Source organism: Pedobacter sp. SG908, from assembly GCF_011759615.1.
GTDB lineage: Bacteria > Bacteroidota > Bacteroidia > Sphingobacteriales > Sphingobacteriaceae > Pedobacter > Pedobacter riviphilus.
On sequence record NZ_JAAOYY010000002.1, the window covers coordinates 919148 to 933454 of the forward strand.

Sequence of the window (14307 nt, forward strand, 5' to 3'; positions counted from 1 at the left end):
TATGAATCATAACCATCCGGTATTTACAGATAACGACCCGCAAAGTGAGCTGGTAACCCTAAACTTAGGCCCAACACACCCTGCAACCCACGGAGTTTTTCAAAATGTTCTGCAATTAGATGGCGAACGTATTGTTAGCGGCGTTTCTACTATTGGGTACATCCACCGTGCTTTCGAAAAGATTGCCGAACATCGTCCCTTTTATCAAATTACACCACTTACCGATCGTTTAAACTATTGCTCTTCGCCTATTAACAATATGGGCTGGCACATGACGGTTGAAAAGTTGTTGAATATTCAAATGCCAAAGCGTGTAGATTATCTACGCGTTATTGTAATGGAACTTTCGCGTATTGCCGATCACATTATCTGTAATACAATTATTGGTCAGGATACAGGAGCAACTACCACTTTCTTATACTTATTCCAGTTTCGTGAACATATTTACGAAATCTTTGAAGAAGTTTGTGGTGCACGTTTAACCACAAATATTGGTCGTATTGGTGGTTTCGAAAGAGATTTTAATGATATTGCCTTTGCTAAAATTGATAAGTTTTTAAAGGAATTTCCTAAAGCATTAAAAGAGTTCGAAAATCTGTTAACACGTAACCGTATTTTTATTGATAGAACGGCAGGTGTTGCAGAGGTAACTAAAGAAACTGCTTTAGAATACAGTTGGACTGGTCCACTTTTACGTGCTACCGGCGTAGATTACGATGTTCGTGTAAGCGACCCATATTCTTCGTATCAGGATTTCGATTTTGAAGTTCCGGTAGGTACAAGTGGCGATATTTACGACAGATATTTAGTGCGTAATGAAGAGATGTGGCAAAGTGTTCGCATTATCGAACAAGCACTTGTGAAGTTAAAAACGGAACCAAAAGGTATTTTTCATGCCGACGTTCCCGAATTTTACCTTCCTCCAAAACAAGAAGTTTATAATAATATGGAAGCATTAATCTATCACTTCAAAATTGTGATGGGTGAGATTGATGCACCAAAAGCAGAAGTTTATCATGCTGTGGAGGGTGGAAATGGTGAATTAGGATTCTATCTGATTAATGATGGAGGCCGTACACCATACCGTTTACACTTCCGCAGACCAAGTTTTATAAACTACCAGATGTTTGCACCAATGAGCGAAGGCATGTTATTGTCTGACGCTATTATCAACATGAGTAGTATGAATATTATTGCAGGAGAATTAGATGCTTAAAGTAGAAGAACAAACACCTGTAGTGTTTTCATCAGAATTGCTGGCCAAGTTTGATGAAGTAAAAAGCCGTTATCCTGAAGGTAAGCACAAATCAGCTTTGTTGCCATTATTGCACTTGGTACAGGCCGAATACCTTTGGGTAAGTACGCCAGCCATGGATAAAGTTGCCGAATATTTAAATATTCAGCCAATTGAAGTTTATGAGGTGGCAACATTTTATACCATGTACTTTTTAAAACCACAAGGTAAGTATGCCTTAGAGGTTTGTCGTACTGGCCCTTGTTGCCTGGTTGGTGCCGAAAAAATATTAAGCCACCTAGAAAATAAATTGGGTGTTAAGGAAGGTGAAGTTACTGCCGATGGTTTATTCAGCTTTAGAGGAGTTGAATGCTTAGCCGCCTGTGGCTTCGGACCGGTGTTACAGATTAGCCCGGAATATACTTTCTACGAAAACTTAACTACCGATAGTGTAGATAAACTGATTGAAGATTTAAAGAACAAGTCCTAAGTCTAGAGTCTTTAGTCGGGAGTCAATTTTGACTCAAGACTATGGACTATTGACTACAGACTATAGACTAATTAAAATGTCTCGAAAACTGTTACTTGAGCATATAAACGTACCGGGCATCAATACACTTGAAGTCTATCGCCAAAAAGGCGGGTATCGTGCTGTGGAAAAAGCCCTTAAAACTTTAACACCTGAAGAGATTGTTGAAGAAGTTAAGAAATCGGGCTTACGCGGTCGCGGAGGTGCGGGTTTCCCAACGGGGATGAAATGGAGCTTTCTGGCCAAACCAGAAAGTGTTGCACGTTATTTGGTGTGTAATGCTGATGAATCTGAGCCAGGGACTTTTAAAGACCGTTATTTAATGACATATATCCCTCATGCTTTAATTGAGGGAATGATTGTTTCGAGTTTCGCTTTAGGTGCAAAGGTTTCTTATATCTATGTGCGTGGCGAAATGATGCCTCAGATCCGCATTTTAGAAAAAGCCATTGCTGAAGCTAAAGCTGCCGGATGGTTGGGTAAAAACATTTTAGGTACTGGTTACGATTTAGAATTATATGTTCAGCCAGGTGGTGGTGCTTACATTTGCGGAGAAGAAACTGCTTTGTTAGAATCGCTTGAAGGTAAAAGAGGTAATCCGCGTATTAAACCACCATTCCCGGCGATTGCAGGTTTGTATGGTTGCCCTACAGTGGTGAACAATGTTGAATCGATTGCTGCAGTGGTGCCTATTATCAACGATGGTGGTGATGAATATGCAAAAATTGGTATCGGTAGAAGTACAGGTACAAAATTAATATCGGCTTCTGGTAATTTGGTAAAACCAGGTGTGTATGAAATAGAATTAGGCCTACCAGTAGAAGAATTTATCTATTCTGATGAATACTGTGGTGGTATTGCCAATGGTAAAAGATTAAAAGCGACGGTTGCAGGTGGATCATCTGTGCCTATTTTGCCCGCTAATTTAACCTTAAAATACGCCAATGGCGAGCCTCGTTTAATGAGTTACGAGTCTTTATCTGAAGGTGGCTTTGCTACTGGTACCATGATGGGATCTGGTGGTTTTATTGCTTTTGATGAAGATCAGTGTATAGTTAGAAATACCTGGAATTTCGCCCGTTTTTATCACCACGAAAGCTGTGGACAGTGTTCACCGTGCCGTGAAGGGACCGGATGGATGGAGAAAGTCTTACATAAAATTGAACACGGCCATGGTAAAATGGAAGATGTAGATTTATTGTGGGATATTCAACGCAAAATTGAAGGTAATACGATTTGTCCATTAGGTGATGCCGCAGCCTGGCCGGTTGCCAGTGCAATCCGTCACTTCAGGGATGAATTTGAATGGCACATTAAAGAGCCTGTGAAAAGCCAGGGCCAGAACTATGGTATTGCAAATTATGCAACACCGATTGAAAAAGCTCCGGTAACAGAAGAGAAATAAAATCCTAAGGTTGCATTTGTGACCTTAAATTAGAACTTAAAAAGCGCCTCAGTTCGTGCCCTCACGAAACGAAAGCGAAAGAATTGGTTTGTGGAGACACAAACCAAGACGAGATAAAGAAATAAAAAGAATATCATTAACCATGAGTGAAAAAGTTAAGGTTACGATAGATGGGATAACAGTAGAGGTTGATAATGGAACAACCATTCTGAATGCTGCAAGGCAGATAGGAGGGGATATTGTTCCACCAGCAATGTGCTATTATTCTAAATTACAAGGCAGTGGCGGTAAATGCCGTACCTGTATTGTAAAAGTGACTAAAGGTTCAGAGAAAGATCCTCGCCCAATGCCTAAGTTGGTGGCTTCTTGCCGCACAACCGTAATGGACGGCATGGAAGTGCTTAACATTACTTCACCAGAAGTTTTGGAAGCACGTGCAGGTGTTGTAGAGATCTTATTGATTAACCACCCATTAGATTGCCCTGTTTGCGATCAGGCTGGTGAGTGCGATTTGCAGAATTTGGGTTATGAGCATGGTTTGCAAAAAACTCGTTATGAGTTTGAGCGTCGTACTTTCGAGCGTATTGATATTGGCGATAAGATCCAGTTGCACATGAACCGTTGCATTTTGTGCTACCGTTGTGTTTTTACTGCCGATCAGATTACCAATAAACGTGTTCATGGTATCTTAAACCGGGGCGATCACTCTGAAATTTCTACTTATATCCAACAGGCTGTTGATAACGATTTCTCAGGAAACGTAATCGATGTTTGCCCTGTGGGTGCTTTAACCGATAAAACTTTCCGTTTTAAAAACCGTGTTTGGTTTACCAAGCCTGTTGATGCACACCGTGATTGCGACCACGAAAAATGCAATGGTAAAGTAACACTTTGGTACAAAGGAGCGGATGTTTTACGCGTTACCGCCCGTAAAGATCAGTTTGGAGAAGTAGAAGAATTTATTTGCAATACTTGTCGCTTCGATAAAAAAGCAACTGCCGATTGGGTAATTGAACGTCCAACACACATTGATGATACTTCGGTAATTGCATCTAACCACTACGAAACATTAAAACCTTTGCACGTAATCCAGCCAAATGAGGCTTTACAGGCTGCGAATGAAATTGAATTACATAAAACAGTTAAATACTAATGGATAGCGCTTTTGTTATAGAAAAATTTATCCTGGTAGCTGTAATTTTCGGCATCAGTTTAGTTATTGCCATGTATTCTACTTATGCAGAACGTAAGGTGGCTGCATATTTGCAAGATCGTTTGGGCCCGGATAGAGCCGGCCCCTTTGGTATTTTACAACCATTGGCCGATGGTATCAAAATGTTTATGAAAGAGGAAATTATTCCTACCACATCAAACAGGTTTTTATTTATCGCCGGTCCGGGTTTGGCTTTGCTTTGTGCCTGTATAGGTACAGCGGTTATTCCTTGGGGCAGTCCGATTGAAATCGGTGGTAAAACCATTCCTTTGCAGGTTTCTGATATCAATGTAGGCGTTTTATATATCTTTGGTGTGGTTTCGTTAGGTGTGTATGGTGTAATGATCGGTGGATGGGCATCCAATAACAAATATTCTTTGTTAAGTGCGATCCGCGCGGCTTCACAGAACATCAGTTATGAAATTGCAATGGGATTGTCAATCATCGCTCTGTTGTTAATAACAAACTCCTTAAGTTTAAAGGATATTGTAGATAAACAACATGGTTTTTGGGCAGATGGATGGTTTACCTGGTATTTCTTCAAGCAGCCATTGGGATTTCTAATTTTCATGGTATGTTCTTTTGCCGAAACCAACCGTGCTCCATTCGATTTACCTGAATGTGAAACAGAATTGATTGGAGGTTACCATACGGAGTATTCTTCAATGAAATTGGGTTTTTACCTATTTGCGGAATACATCAATATGTTTGTCTCATCAGCGGTAATGGCAACTTTATATTTCGGTGGTTTTAATTATCCATTTATGGATTTAGCTGCTACTCATTTTGGCCAGAATTGGGCTTCAATTATAGGAGTGATTGTTTTATTCGGAAAAATATGTGCTTTCATCTTTTTCTTCATGTGGGTACGCTGGACCATCCCTCGTTTCCGTTACGATCAATTGATGAATTTAGGTTGGAAAGGTTTAATACCTTTGGCTATCGCCAATATTATAATAACAGGTGTTGTGATTGCGATTATTGAGAAGTTTTAATTATGGAATCATTAAGTAATAAGAAAAAAGTACTGGAACAAAAGCCATTGAGCTTTATGGAGCGCATGTACCTGCCGGCAATTGCCAAGGGTATGGGTATCACCATCAGTCACTTATTTAAAAAAGAGGCTACCGTAAGATATCCTGAAGTAGAACGCGAATTCTCGACCAACTTTAGGGGGATGCACTCGCTAAAACGCGATGAGAATGGTAAAGAGCGTTGTACAGCTTGTGGTTTATGTGCTTTATCTTGTCCGGCTGAAGCCATTACCATGATTGCCGCTGAACGTAAACCTGAAGAAAAACATTTATACCGCGAAGAAAAATACGCAGCAACTTACGAAATCAATATGTTGCGCTGTATTTTCTGTGGGTTATGCGAAGAAGCCTGCCCAAAAGAGGCAATTTACTTAGATGGCCCGATTGTACCTGCTGATTATTTACGTAAAGATTTTATTTACGGAAAAGATAAGCTGGTAGAAGCGCCATTAGAAATGAAAAAATAATTGGATAGTTCGTGAGTACACGAACCCTATAACTGAGATAATCGTCATGCTAAATTTATTTCAGCATCTCCTTTATAAGACCCTGAAATAAATTCAGGGTGACGAAATAAATAAAACAAATAACAAATTAATGAGTACACAAGTATTCTATTTCGTAGCCACATTAAGTATCATCTTTTCGCTGCTGGTGATTTTTGCAAAAAATCCAATCCACAGTGTATTGTACTTAATCCTTACCTTTTTTACCTTCACTGTTCACTATGTGCTGTTAAATGCACAGTTTTTAGCGGTGGTAAACTTTATTGTTTACATGGGGGCCATAATGGTATTGTTCCTTTTTGTACTGATGTTGCTTAACCTGAATAAGGAAACCGAGCCGAGTAAATCACCGCTGATTAAAATCGTAGGGGTTATTGCAGGTGGCTGTTTGGTGGTAACCTTAATCGGTTCTTTAAAATCGGCAAGTATTACCAGCCCGTTAATTTTGAAAAACCCAGGATTGGGATTGGTAGAAAATCTAGGCAAGGAGCTTTTTGGCCCATTCTTATTGCCTTTCGAATTGTCATCTCTATTACTGTTGGCAGCAATGGTTGGAGCCGTTTTATTATCTAAAAGAGATGAGGTAGAAGCATAATGGAAAATTTAACATCACAACTTCAGGGCGTTCCGCTAAACCACTACATCTATTTAAGTGCCATTATTTTTTCTATTGGCGTAATTGGTGTACTTACCCGCAGAAATGCCATTGTAATTTTTATGTCGGTTGAGCTGATGCTTAATGCCGTTAATTTACTTTTAACCGCATTTTCGGTTCATAGCAACGATCCATCAGGACAGGTTTTCGTATTCTTCATTATGGCTTTGGCAGCAGCAGAGGTTGCAGTTGGTTTAGCTATTATTGTAATGGTTTACAGAAATACGAAATCGATAGATATTAATGTTTTAAATCGCCTTAAGTGGTAAATATATAATAAGAATGACAATAGAACAATTGATTTGGTTGGTTCCGTTATTTCCTTTTTTAGGGTTTGTAATTAATGGGCTAGGCAGAAACTCTTTATCTAAAGGACTTGTTGGTATCATTGGGAGTGGGGTAATCTTCGCCTCCTTTATCATCAGCGTAGTTGTTTTCTTTAGTTTACAAGGCGACACACAAAAATCCCACGAAGTATTTTTATTCGATTGGATCAGTGCAGGTACATTGCACATTCCTTTATCTTTCCTGGTTGATCCTTTAAGCTCGATCATGCTTTTGATTATTACCGGAATCGGGTTCCTGATCCATCTATATTCTACGAGCTACATGCATGATGATGCTGGTTTTGGTAAATTTTTCTCTTACCTAAACCTGTTTGTATTCTTTATGCTTTTATTGGTATTGGGTTCTAACTATATCGTAATGTTTATCGGTTGGGAAGGGGTTGGTTTATGCTCGTACCTATTAATCGGTTTCTGGTATACCAATAATGCTTATGCCTCGGCAGCTAAAAAAGCTTTCGTAATGAACCGCATCGGTGATTTAGGCTTTTTGTTAGGTGTATTCTTAATCTTCACCACCTTCGGTAGTGTAGAATTCGCTAAAGTTTTCCCTCAGGCGGCTAATATGTTGCCAGGTAATGATACTTTGGTTTTAATCACCATTTTATTATTTATCGGTGCCTGCGGTAAATCGGCCCAGTTGCCATTGTTTACCTGGCTGCCAGATGCAATGGCCGGACCAACGCCAGTTTCGGCTTTGATCCACGCGGCTACAATGGTTACAGCTGGTATTTATATGATTGCCCGTTCGAGCATATTGTTCGATCTTGCTCCACTTACCCAGCACATCATTGCCATTGTTGGGGCCGCTACAGCTTTGGTTGCTGCAATTATTGCTTTAACACAGACTGATATCAAAAAAGTATTGGCTTATTCAACAGTATCTCAATTGGGCTATATGTTTTTAGGCTTAGGTGTTGGTGCTTATACTGGTTCGTTTTTCCACGTATTAACCCACGCATTCTTTAAAGCACTATTGTTCTTGGGCGCAGGTTCGGTAATCCATGCTATGCACCATGAGCAAGATATGCGTCATATGGGTGGACTGAGGAAGAAACTTCCTGTTACTTTCTTAACTATGCTGATCGGTACCATTGCTATTGCAGGTTTACCACCGTTCTCTGGTTTCTTCTCTAAAGATGAAATTTTAGCACATGCTTTCCAGGCAAGTCCAATACTTTGGGGAGTTGGAGTTTTAACCGCATTCTTAACTGCGTTTTACATGTTCAGAATGATGTTCTTAACTTTCTCTGGGAAATACCGTGGAACACACCATGAAGAAAGCCATGTACACGAATCGCCAACAGCGATGACTTTTCCTTTAATCATTTTAGCTGTTCTTGCAGCAATTGGTGGAGCAATCAACTTTCCCCATATTTTTGGTGGAAACGAGTGGTTGGCACATTGGTTATCAGGAGCAGGGGTTGCACAGCACGAACTGGATTTAAGCCATTCAACTGAGCTTGCGCTTATGGCTACTTCGGTTGTTGCAGCCATTATTGCTTTAGTTTATGCCTATGGCCGTTATGTAAAGGGAGCACGCGTTCCGGTTGCTGATGAAGCACCACGTTCAGCACTGGCAAAATTATCGTACAATAAATTCTATTTGGATGAGATTTATGATTTCCTGATTACTAAACCATTAGATGCACTTTCGAAATTCTTTTACAGAATTATCGATAACAAATTTATTGATGGAATTGTAAACGGACTGGGATGGAGTACAAACGAGGCAAGTAAAGGCATCCGTTTGTTGCAAAGTGGAAACGTAGGTTTCTATATATTTATGATGGTATTCGGTATCGTCGCATTGTTATTATATACATTTTTATACATATAAAAAGGGTTCAAAATTAAATAATGGAACAACTTTTACTACTTATATTTCTTCCGCTTGCAGGTGCAATTGTTACTGCATTTGCGGGTAAGTCGGCTAAAATAGTTTCGACCATATTTTCGGTTGTTTCTTTAGGTTTGGCTTTGGTTATGGCCTGTAATTTCATTCCAAATGCAAGTACCCAGTTTGAGGTTAATTTGCCATGGATTGCAGATTTAGGTATCAATTTCCACGCAGGTATTGATGGCATCAGTATGCTTGTGGTATTGCTAACCAATTTATTGGTGCCAATTATTATTTTATCGAGTTACAACCATGAGTATAAAAATGCAGCTGCATTTTATGCGCTGATTTTGTTTATGCAGTGTGGCCTGTTATTGGTATTTACAGCATTGGATGCTTTCTTGTTCTATATTGGATGGGAAGCAGCATTAATTCCAATCTACTTTATCTGTGCTATCTGGGGAGGAAAAGACCGTATCCGTATCAACATGAAATTTTTCGTGTATACTATTGCAGGTTCGTTATTTATGTTGATGGGTATTATTTACCTATATCTTCAGAATCCATCACACAATTTTGATATTCAGGCTTTTTACGCTTTAAACTTAGATAGTGCACAGCAGGGATGGATTTTCTGGGCTTTCTTCATCGCTTTTGCCATTAAGATGCCGATTTTTCCTTTCCATACCTGGCAGCCTGATACTTATACTGCGGCACCTGCACAAGGAACCATGTTGTTATCGGGTATCATGTTAAAAATGGGTATTTATGGTGTAATTAGATGGTTATTGCCAATTGTTCCGGCTGGTGTTCATGACTGGGGGCAGGTAGTTATTATTTTATCAATCATCGGTATTATTTATGCTTCGCTCATTGCTTTTACGCAAAAGAATGCTAAGCGTTTAGTCGCTTATTCATCTATCGCTCACGTTGGATTAATATCAGCAGGTATCTTCGCTTTCAATCAGCAAGGTATGCAAGGTGCAATGGTGCAGATGTTGAGCCATGGTATTAACGTGGTTGGTTTATTCTTCGTTTTAGATATCATCTTCGCACGAGTTAAAACCAATAAGATTGAAGAGTTGGGCGGAATTGCCAAAGTAGCTCCGCAGCTGGCGCTTACTTTTCTGATCATTGTTTTAGGCACCGTAGCTTTACCGGGAACGAACGGGTTTATTGGCGAATTTTTATTGCTAATGGGCGTTTATAATTACGGCATTTGGGCTACCGCTATTGCAGGATTAACCATTATCTTCGGTGCTGTTTATATGTTACGTATGTACCAGAACGTAATGCTAGGCGAAACCAACAGCTTAACTATCACTTTTACCGATATTAAAGGAACCGAAAAATTGGTTCTTTATACTATATGTGCATTAATTATTGTTTTGGGTGTTTATCCAAAACCGGTTCTGCACTTAACAGAGGCATCTGTACAACATTTATTAGAACAGGTAAATCAAAAATTAAACACAGTAAATTAAGCAATGAATATTATTATAACCATTAGTATAACAGCTTTTATAGTGCTTTATGCAGGTTTGTTTAAGGCAAATAAAGCATTACTACCACTTACCGTTGTTGGCTTACTTACTGCACTAGGATTTACTTTTTGTGCATGGAATGGCAATGCTGTTCATTTTGGAATGATGGAGACAGATAATTTCGCTCTGGCATTTTCAGGTATCTGTATTGTGGGCACACTTTTTATCTTTTTATTAACACAGAACTATTTCCACGCTAAAAGCGATAACATAGCTGAATATTATACCTTAATTCTTTTCGCATTAGCGGGCATGATTATGATGGTATCGTATAAAAATATGGCCATGTTATTTGTAGGCTTAGAAATCATGTCGGTGAGTTTATACATTTTGGCGGGTATCCGTAAAAAAGATTTTGCCTCTAATGAAGCTTCCTTAAAGTATTTCTTAATGGGTGCTTTCTCCACAGGCTTCCTGTTATTTGGTATTACCTTAATTTATGGCGCTACGGGATCATTCGATTTAGATAGAATCCAGGCTTATTTAGTAAATAGCCAGGCAGTTTCTCCAATATTTTATCCAGGCGTTATTCTAATGATGATTGGTTTAAGCTTTAAGGTTGGTGCTGCCCCATTCCACTTCTGGACTCCAGATGTATATGAAGGCGCTCCATCTTTAATCACCACTTTTATGAGTACGGTGGTTAAAACTGCAGGTTTTGCCGCATTCTTACGATTATTTGCTGGTGCATTTGCACCACTTCACGATTTTTGGGTTGCACCACTTATGGTGATTGTTTGTTTAACCCTATTTATCGGAAACGTAACTGCACTCTTCCAGAAGAACTTCAAACGCATGCTGGCATACTCAAGTATTTCACATGCTGGTTACTTATTGTTTTCGCTAATTGTACTGACCAAAAATTCTGGAAACAACGTAATGGTTTATGCAGCAGCTTATACCTTCGCCTCAATTATTGCTTTTGCAGTATTAATATTGGTGAAACAAAAAACGGGTAGCGATAGTTTTGAAAGTTTCAATGGTTTGGCTAAACGGAATCCATTAGTAGCATTATGTTTAACTGTAGCCATGCTTTCATTAGCAGGTATTCCGCTAACCGCTGGCTTTATCGGGAAATATTTAATGTTCCTGAATGTAATGACCGAATATAAAATCTTACTTGTTGCATTTGCGATTTTAAATGCGTTGGTTGGCTTCTATTATTACTTTAGGGTAATCGTAGCCATGTGGTTTAAAGATGGTGCAGAAACAGAACTTTCAACGCCGGCGCAATACAAAGTCGTTTTGTTGGTTTCTGTTGCAATTACGTTAGTTTTAGGTATTTATCCTGCAATTATTTTAAACCTGATATAGGTATGCTGTTGTTTAATAATTATTTGTAGTTTTACGAATAATTGAATATGCACGATTTTTGGAATAACCTGCATCAGCTACTTGATCCCGAGAAATTATTGAGGGAGGGCGGTTTCTATCTCGTTGTATTCGTTATCTATGCAGAAACAGGCCTGTTTTTTGGTTTTTTTCTTCCCGGTGATTATTTATTGTTTTTAGCGGGAATGTTTGTTGCAACGGGCAAGCTTGATGTGAACATTGCGGTACTCTTGGCTGGTTTATGTATAGCGGCTATTTCTGGGAATTTTACCGGCTATTGGTTCGGGCGTAAAACTGGCCCGGTATTGTATACCAGAAAAGACAGTTTCTTTTTTAAGAAGAAATATTTAAAAGCCGCAGAAGACTATTATCATAAACAAGGTGCCTTTGCATTAATAATGGGCAGATTTGTACCCATTGTTAGAACTTTTGCACCGATTTTTGCGGGGGTTGTAAAATTAGATTTTAAAAAATTTGCTTTATATAATACCGTGGGTGGGGTACTTTGGATCTGTTCCTTAACCTTGCTGGGCTATTTTTTGGGCAGAAGATTTGAAAAAGAAATAAACGATTATTTATTATATATTATTATTGGCTTTATCCTTATTACAACTATACCATTATTAATTACCTTTGTAAAAAGTAAAGTAGTGAGTGGTCCTGAAGAGGATAAAACAGATTTAAATTAAAAATGGCAAAAGACGATCATCACGCGTGGCATAGCGTATCTCCTGGGCACAATGTTCCAGAAATTGTAAACGCAATTATTGAAATTCCAAAAGGTTCAAAAGCAAAATACGAAATAGATAAAGAATCTGGCTTAATCAAGTTAGACAGGGTTCTTTTTTCATCAGTAATGTATCCTGCAAACTATGGTTTTATTCCGCAAACTTATTGCGATGATAAAGACCCGTTAGATATTTTAGTACTTTGTTCAGTAGATGTTTATCCAATGACATTGATTGAAGCTAAAGTGGTTGGTGTAATGCATATGGTAGATAACGGAGAGCAAGATGATAAAATTATCGCGGTTGCTGCTCACGATATGTCGGTAAACTACATCAACGATTTAGATGAGTTGCCTCCACACCAAATGAAAGAGATTGTTCGTTTCTTTCAGGATTATAAAGCATTAGAAGATAAAAATGTAACTATCGAACATTTACTTGGTGTTCGTTATGCGCATAAAGTAATTAAAGAAAGCATAGAACTTTATAACACAACATTTAGAGAATTAGCTTAATGGATTTACCCACGGTCTGTTTGTTTTTAAATTTAGAGCTAAGTGCAATCCTGCCCACAAACGTAGTTTTGGTTGCTGTACAAGAACCCGATACCACTTCTGTAGGTTGGCGATTATTCTTTGCATTATTTTTGGTGTTACTTAACGGATTTTTTGTTGCAGCAGAGTTTGCTATTGTAAAAGTTCGCGCATCACAAATTGAAATTAAAGCAAAAACAGGCAGTCGTGTAGGCAAAATGGCCAAAGGGATTATTCATAATCTTGATGGGTATTTGGCCGCCACACAGCTAGGCATAACGCTTGCATCACTTGGTCTAGGTTGGGTTGGTGAGGGCGTTATGCATACCATTTTCAAAAATCTTTTCGATAGTTTGCAGTGGGGTTTAAGCGATGCTTCTATCCATACTGCCTCTACAATCGTTGCCTTTTCGCTCATTACAATTATGCATATTGTATTTGGCGAATTAGCACCTAAATCTTTTGCTATCCAAAGGCCTGTAGCTACGACGCTTTTCGTTTCCGTACCACTTCAATTGTTTTATGTGGTATTTAAACCATTCATTTGGACGCTAAATAGTCTTGCCGCCATTATCCTTAAACCATTCGGAATCGACACCTCCAGTGGGCACGAATCGCTGCATAGCACCGAAGAACTTCAATATTTACTAGATCAGGGTAAAGAAAGTGGTGCGTTAGATAATAACGAACATGAGCTGATTAAAAACGTATTCGATTTTAATGAGCGCGTGGTTAAGAATATCATGGTGCCCAGAACCAAGATTTCGGGCATTGAGTTAACTTCTCCAAAAGAAGAAGTGATTGATACGATTATTAAAGAAGGATATTCCCGCTTGCCGGTTTATGATGATATTATGGATAAGATTGTAGGGATTATCCATGCAAAAGATATCCTACCATTAGTTGCAGCAGGTAACCAGCACTGGACATTAAACGACATCATCAGAAAACCGTATTTCGTTACAGAAACTAAGAAAATTAACGATCTGATGAGCGAGCTGCAAAGTAACCGCATACAGATTGCTATTGTATTAGATGAGTTTGGCGGTACAGCGGGTATGGTTACCTTAGAAGATATAGTTGAAGAGCTTGTTGGAGAAATCCAGGATGAATACGATGAAGAAAAACCATTGGTAGAAAAGGTTTCTGATAATGAATTTATTGTAAATGCATTTGCTACAGTATACGATGTAAATGAGCATTTGCCTCACGATTTACCAGAGGATGAAGACTTCGATACCATTGGTGGATTAGTTTCTCACGTTTTTGAACGTATTCCTGAAGTAGGCGAAAGTACTGAATCATACGGCTACCTGTTTACTATCCTTAAAAAGACAGAACAGAATATCGAAACAATCAAATTAGAATTGGTGATCAATAAAGCAGATATGGTTGATAATCATTAATTTC

14 protein-coding genes are annotated in these 14307 nt (G+C 38.8%); all 14 read left to right on the top strand.

Annotated features, from left to right (window positions below; genetic code table 11):
• The first annotated feature begins 1 nt into the window (after position 1).
• A complete protein-coding gene (locus tag FHT21_RS18955) occupies positions 2 to 1216 on the top strand; it encodes an NADH-quinone oxidoreductase subunit D (RefSeq protein WP_131028078.1) in 1215 nt (404 codons plus the stop codon).
• Positions 1209 to 1724 carry an NAD(P)H-dependent oxidoreductase subunit E gene (locus tag FHT21_RS18960; protein ID WP_167296293.1) on the top strand — a complete coding sequence of 172 codons (516 nt, stop codon included), beginning with the start codon at positions 1209 to 1211 and terminating at the stop codon, positions 1722 to 1724. The genes FHT21_RS18955 and FHT21_RS18960 overlap by 8 nt, the downstream gene beginning before the upstream one ends.
• A gap of 76 nt (positions 1725 to 1800) precedes the next feature.
• Positions 1801 to 3168 (top strand): NADH-quinone oxidoreductase subunit NuoF, encoded by a 1368-nt coding sequence (gene nuoF, locus FHT21_RS18965; protein WP_167296294.1) that lies wholly within the window; start codon positions 1801 to 1803, stop codon positions 3166 to 3168.
• 142 nt (positions 3169 to 3310) lie between these two features.
• Positions 3311 to 4321 carry a 2Fe-2S iron-sulfur cluster-binding protein gene (locus FHT21_RS18970; RefSeq protein WP_167296295.1) on the top strand — a complete coding sequence of 337 codons (1011 nt, stop codon included), beginning with the start codon at positions 3311 to 3313 and terminating at the stop codon, positions 4319 to 4321.
• Positions 4321 to 5376 carry an NADH-quinone oxidoreductase subunit NuoH gene (nuoH, locus tag FHT21_RS18975; protein ID WP_167296296.1) on the top strand — a complete coding sequence of 352 codons (1056 nt, stop codon included), beginning with the start codon at positions 4321 to 4323 and terminating at the stop codon, positions 5374 to 5376. Before FHT21_RS18970 ends, nuoH begins: the two co-directional genes overlap by 1 nt.
• 2 nt (positions 5377 to 5378) lie before the next feature.
• Positions 5379 to 5882 (top strand): NADH-quinone oxidoreductase subunit I, encoded by a 504-nt coding sequence (locus FHT21_RS18980; protein WP_090504254.1) that lies wholly within the window; start codon positions 5379 to 5381, stop codon positions 5880 to 5882.
• Positions 5883 to 6012: 130 nt separating this feature from the next.
• Positions 6013 to 6516: an NADH-quinone oxidoreductase subunit J gene (locus tag FHT21_RS18985; RefSeq protein WP_108197414.1), complete on the top strand. Its 504-nt coding sequence runs from the start codon at positions 6013 to 6015 to the stop codon at positions 6514 to 6516.
• Positions 6516 to 6845, top strand: coding sequence for an NADH-quinone oxidoreductase subunit NuoK (gene nuoK / locus FHT21_RS18990; protein WP_055908793.1), 330 nt, complete (start codon positions 6516 to 6518; stop codon positions 6843 to 6845). Before FHT21_RS18985 ends, nuoK begins: the two co-directional genes overlap by 1 nt.
• Before the next feature lie 19 nt (positions 6846 to 6864).
• A complete protein-coding gene (gene nuoL, locus FHT21_RS18995) occupies positions 6865 to 8760 on the top strand; it encodes an NADH-quinone oxidoreductase subunit L (RefSeq protein ID WP_167296638.1) in 1896 nt (631 codons plus the stop codon).
• A 20-nt stretch (positions 8761 to 8780) separates the two neighbouring features.
• Positions 8781 to 10244, top strand: a complete 1464-nt coding sequence (locus tag FHT21_RS19000; RefSeq protein ID WP_167296297.1) for an NADH-quinone oxidoreductase subunit M — start codon at positions 8781 to 8783, stop codon at positions 10242 to 10244.
• 3 nt (positions 10245 to 10247) lie between these two features.
• Positions 10248 to 11618 (top strand): NADH-quinone oxidoreductase subunit N, encoded by a 1371-nt coding sequence (locus FHT21_RS19005; RefSeq protein WP_167296298.1) that lies wholly within the window; start codon positions 10248 to 10250, stop codon positions 11616 to 11618.
• Between the two features lie 47 nt (positions 11619 to 11665).
• Entirely contained in the window at positions 11666 to 12325 is a 660-nt protein-coding gene (locus tag FHT21_RS19010) for a DedA family protein (RefSeq protein WP_167296299.1), read from the top strand.
• Between the two features lie 2 nt (positions 12326 to 12327).
• A complete protein-coding gene (locus FHT21_RS19015) occupies positions 12328 to 12879 on the top strand; it encodes an inorganic diphosphatase (protein WP_025146339.1) in 552 nt (183 codons plus the stop codon).
• The gene (locus tag FHT21_RS19020; RefSeq protein ID WP_243854048.1) at positions 12879 to 14303 is read left to right on the top strand and encodes a hemolysin family protein; all 1425 of its coding nucleotides are present in this window, start codon (positions 12879 to 12881) and stop codon (positions 14301 to 14303) included. Before FHT21_RS19015 ends, FHT21_RS19020 begins: the two co-directional genes overlap by 1 nt.
• Positions 14304 to 14307 lie beyond the last annotated feature (4 nt).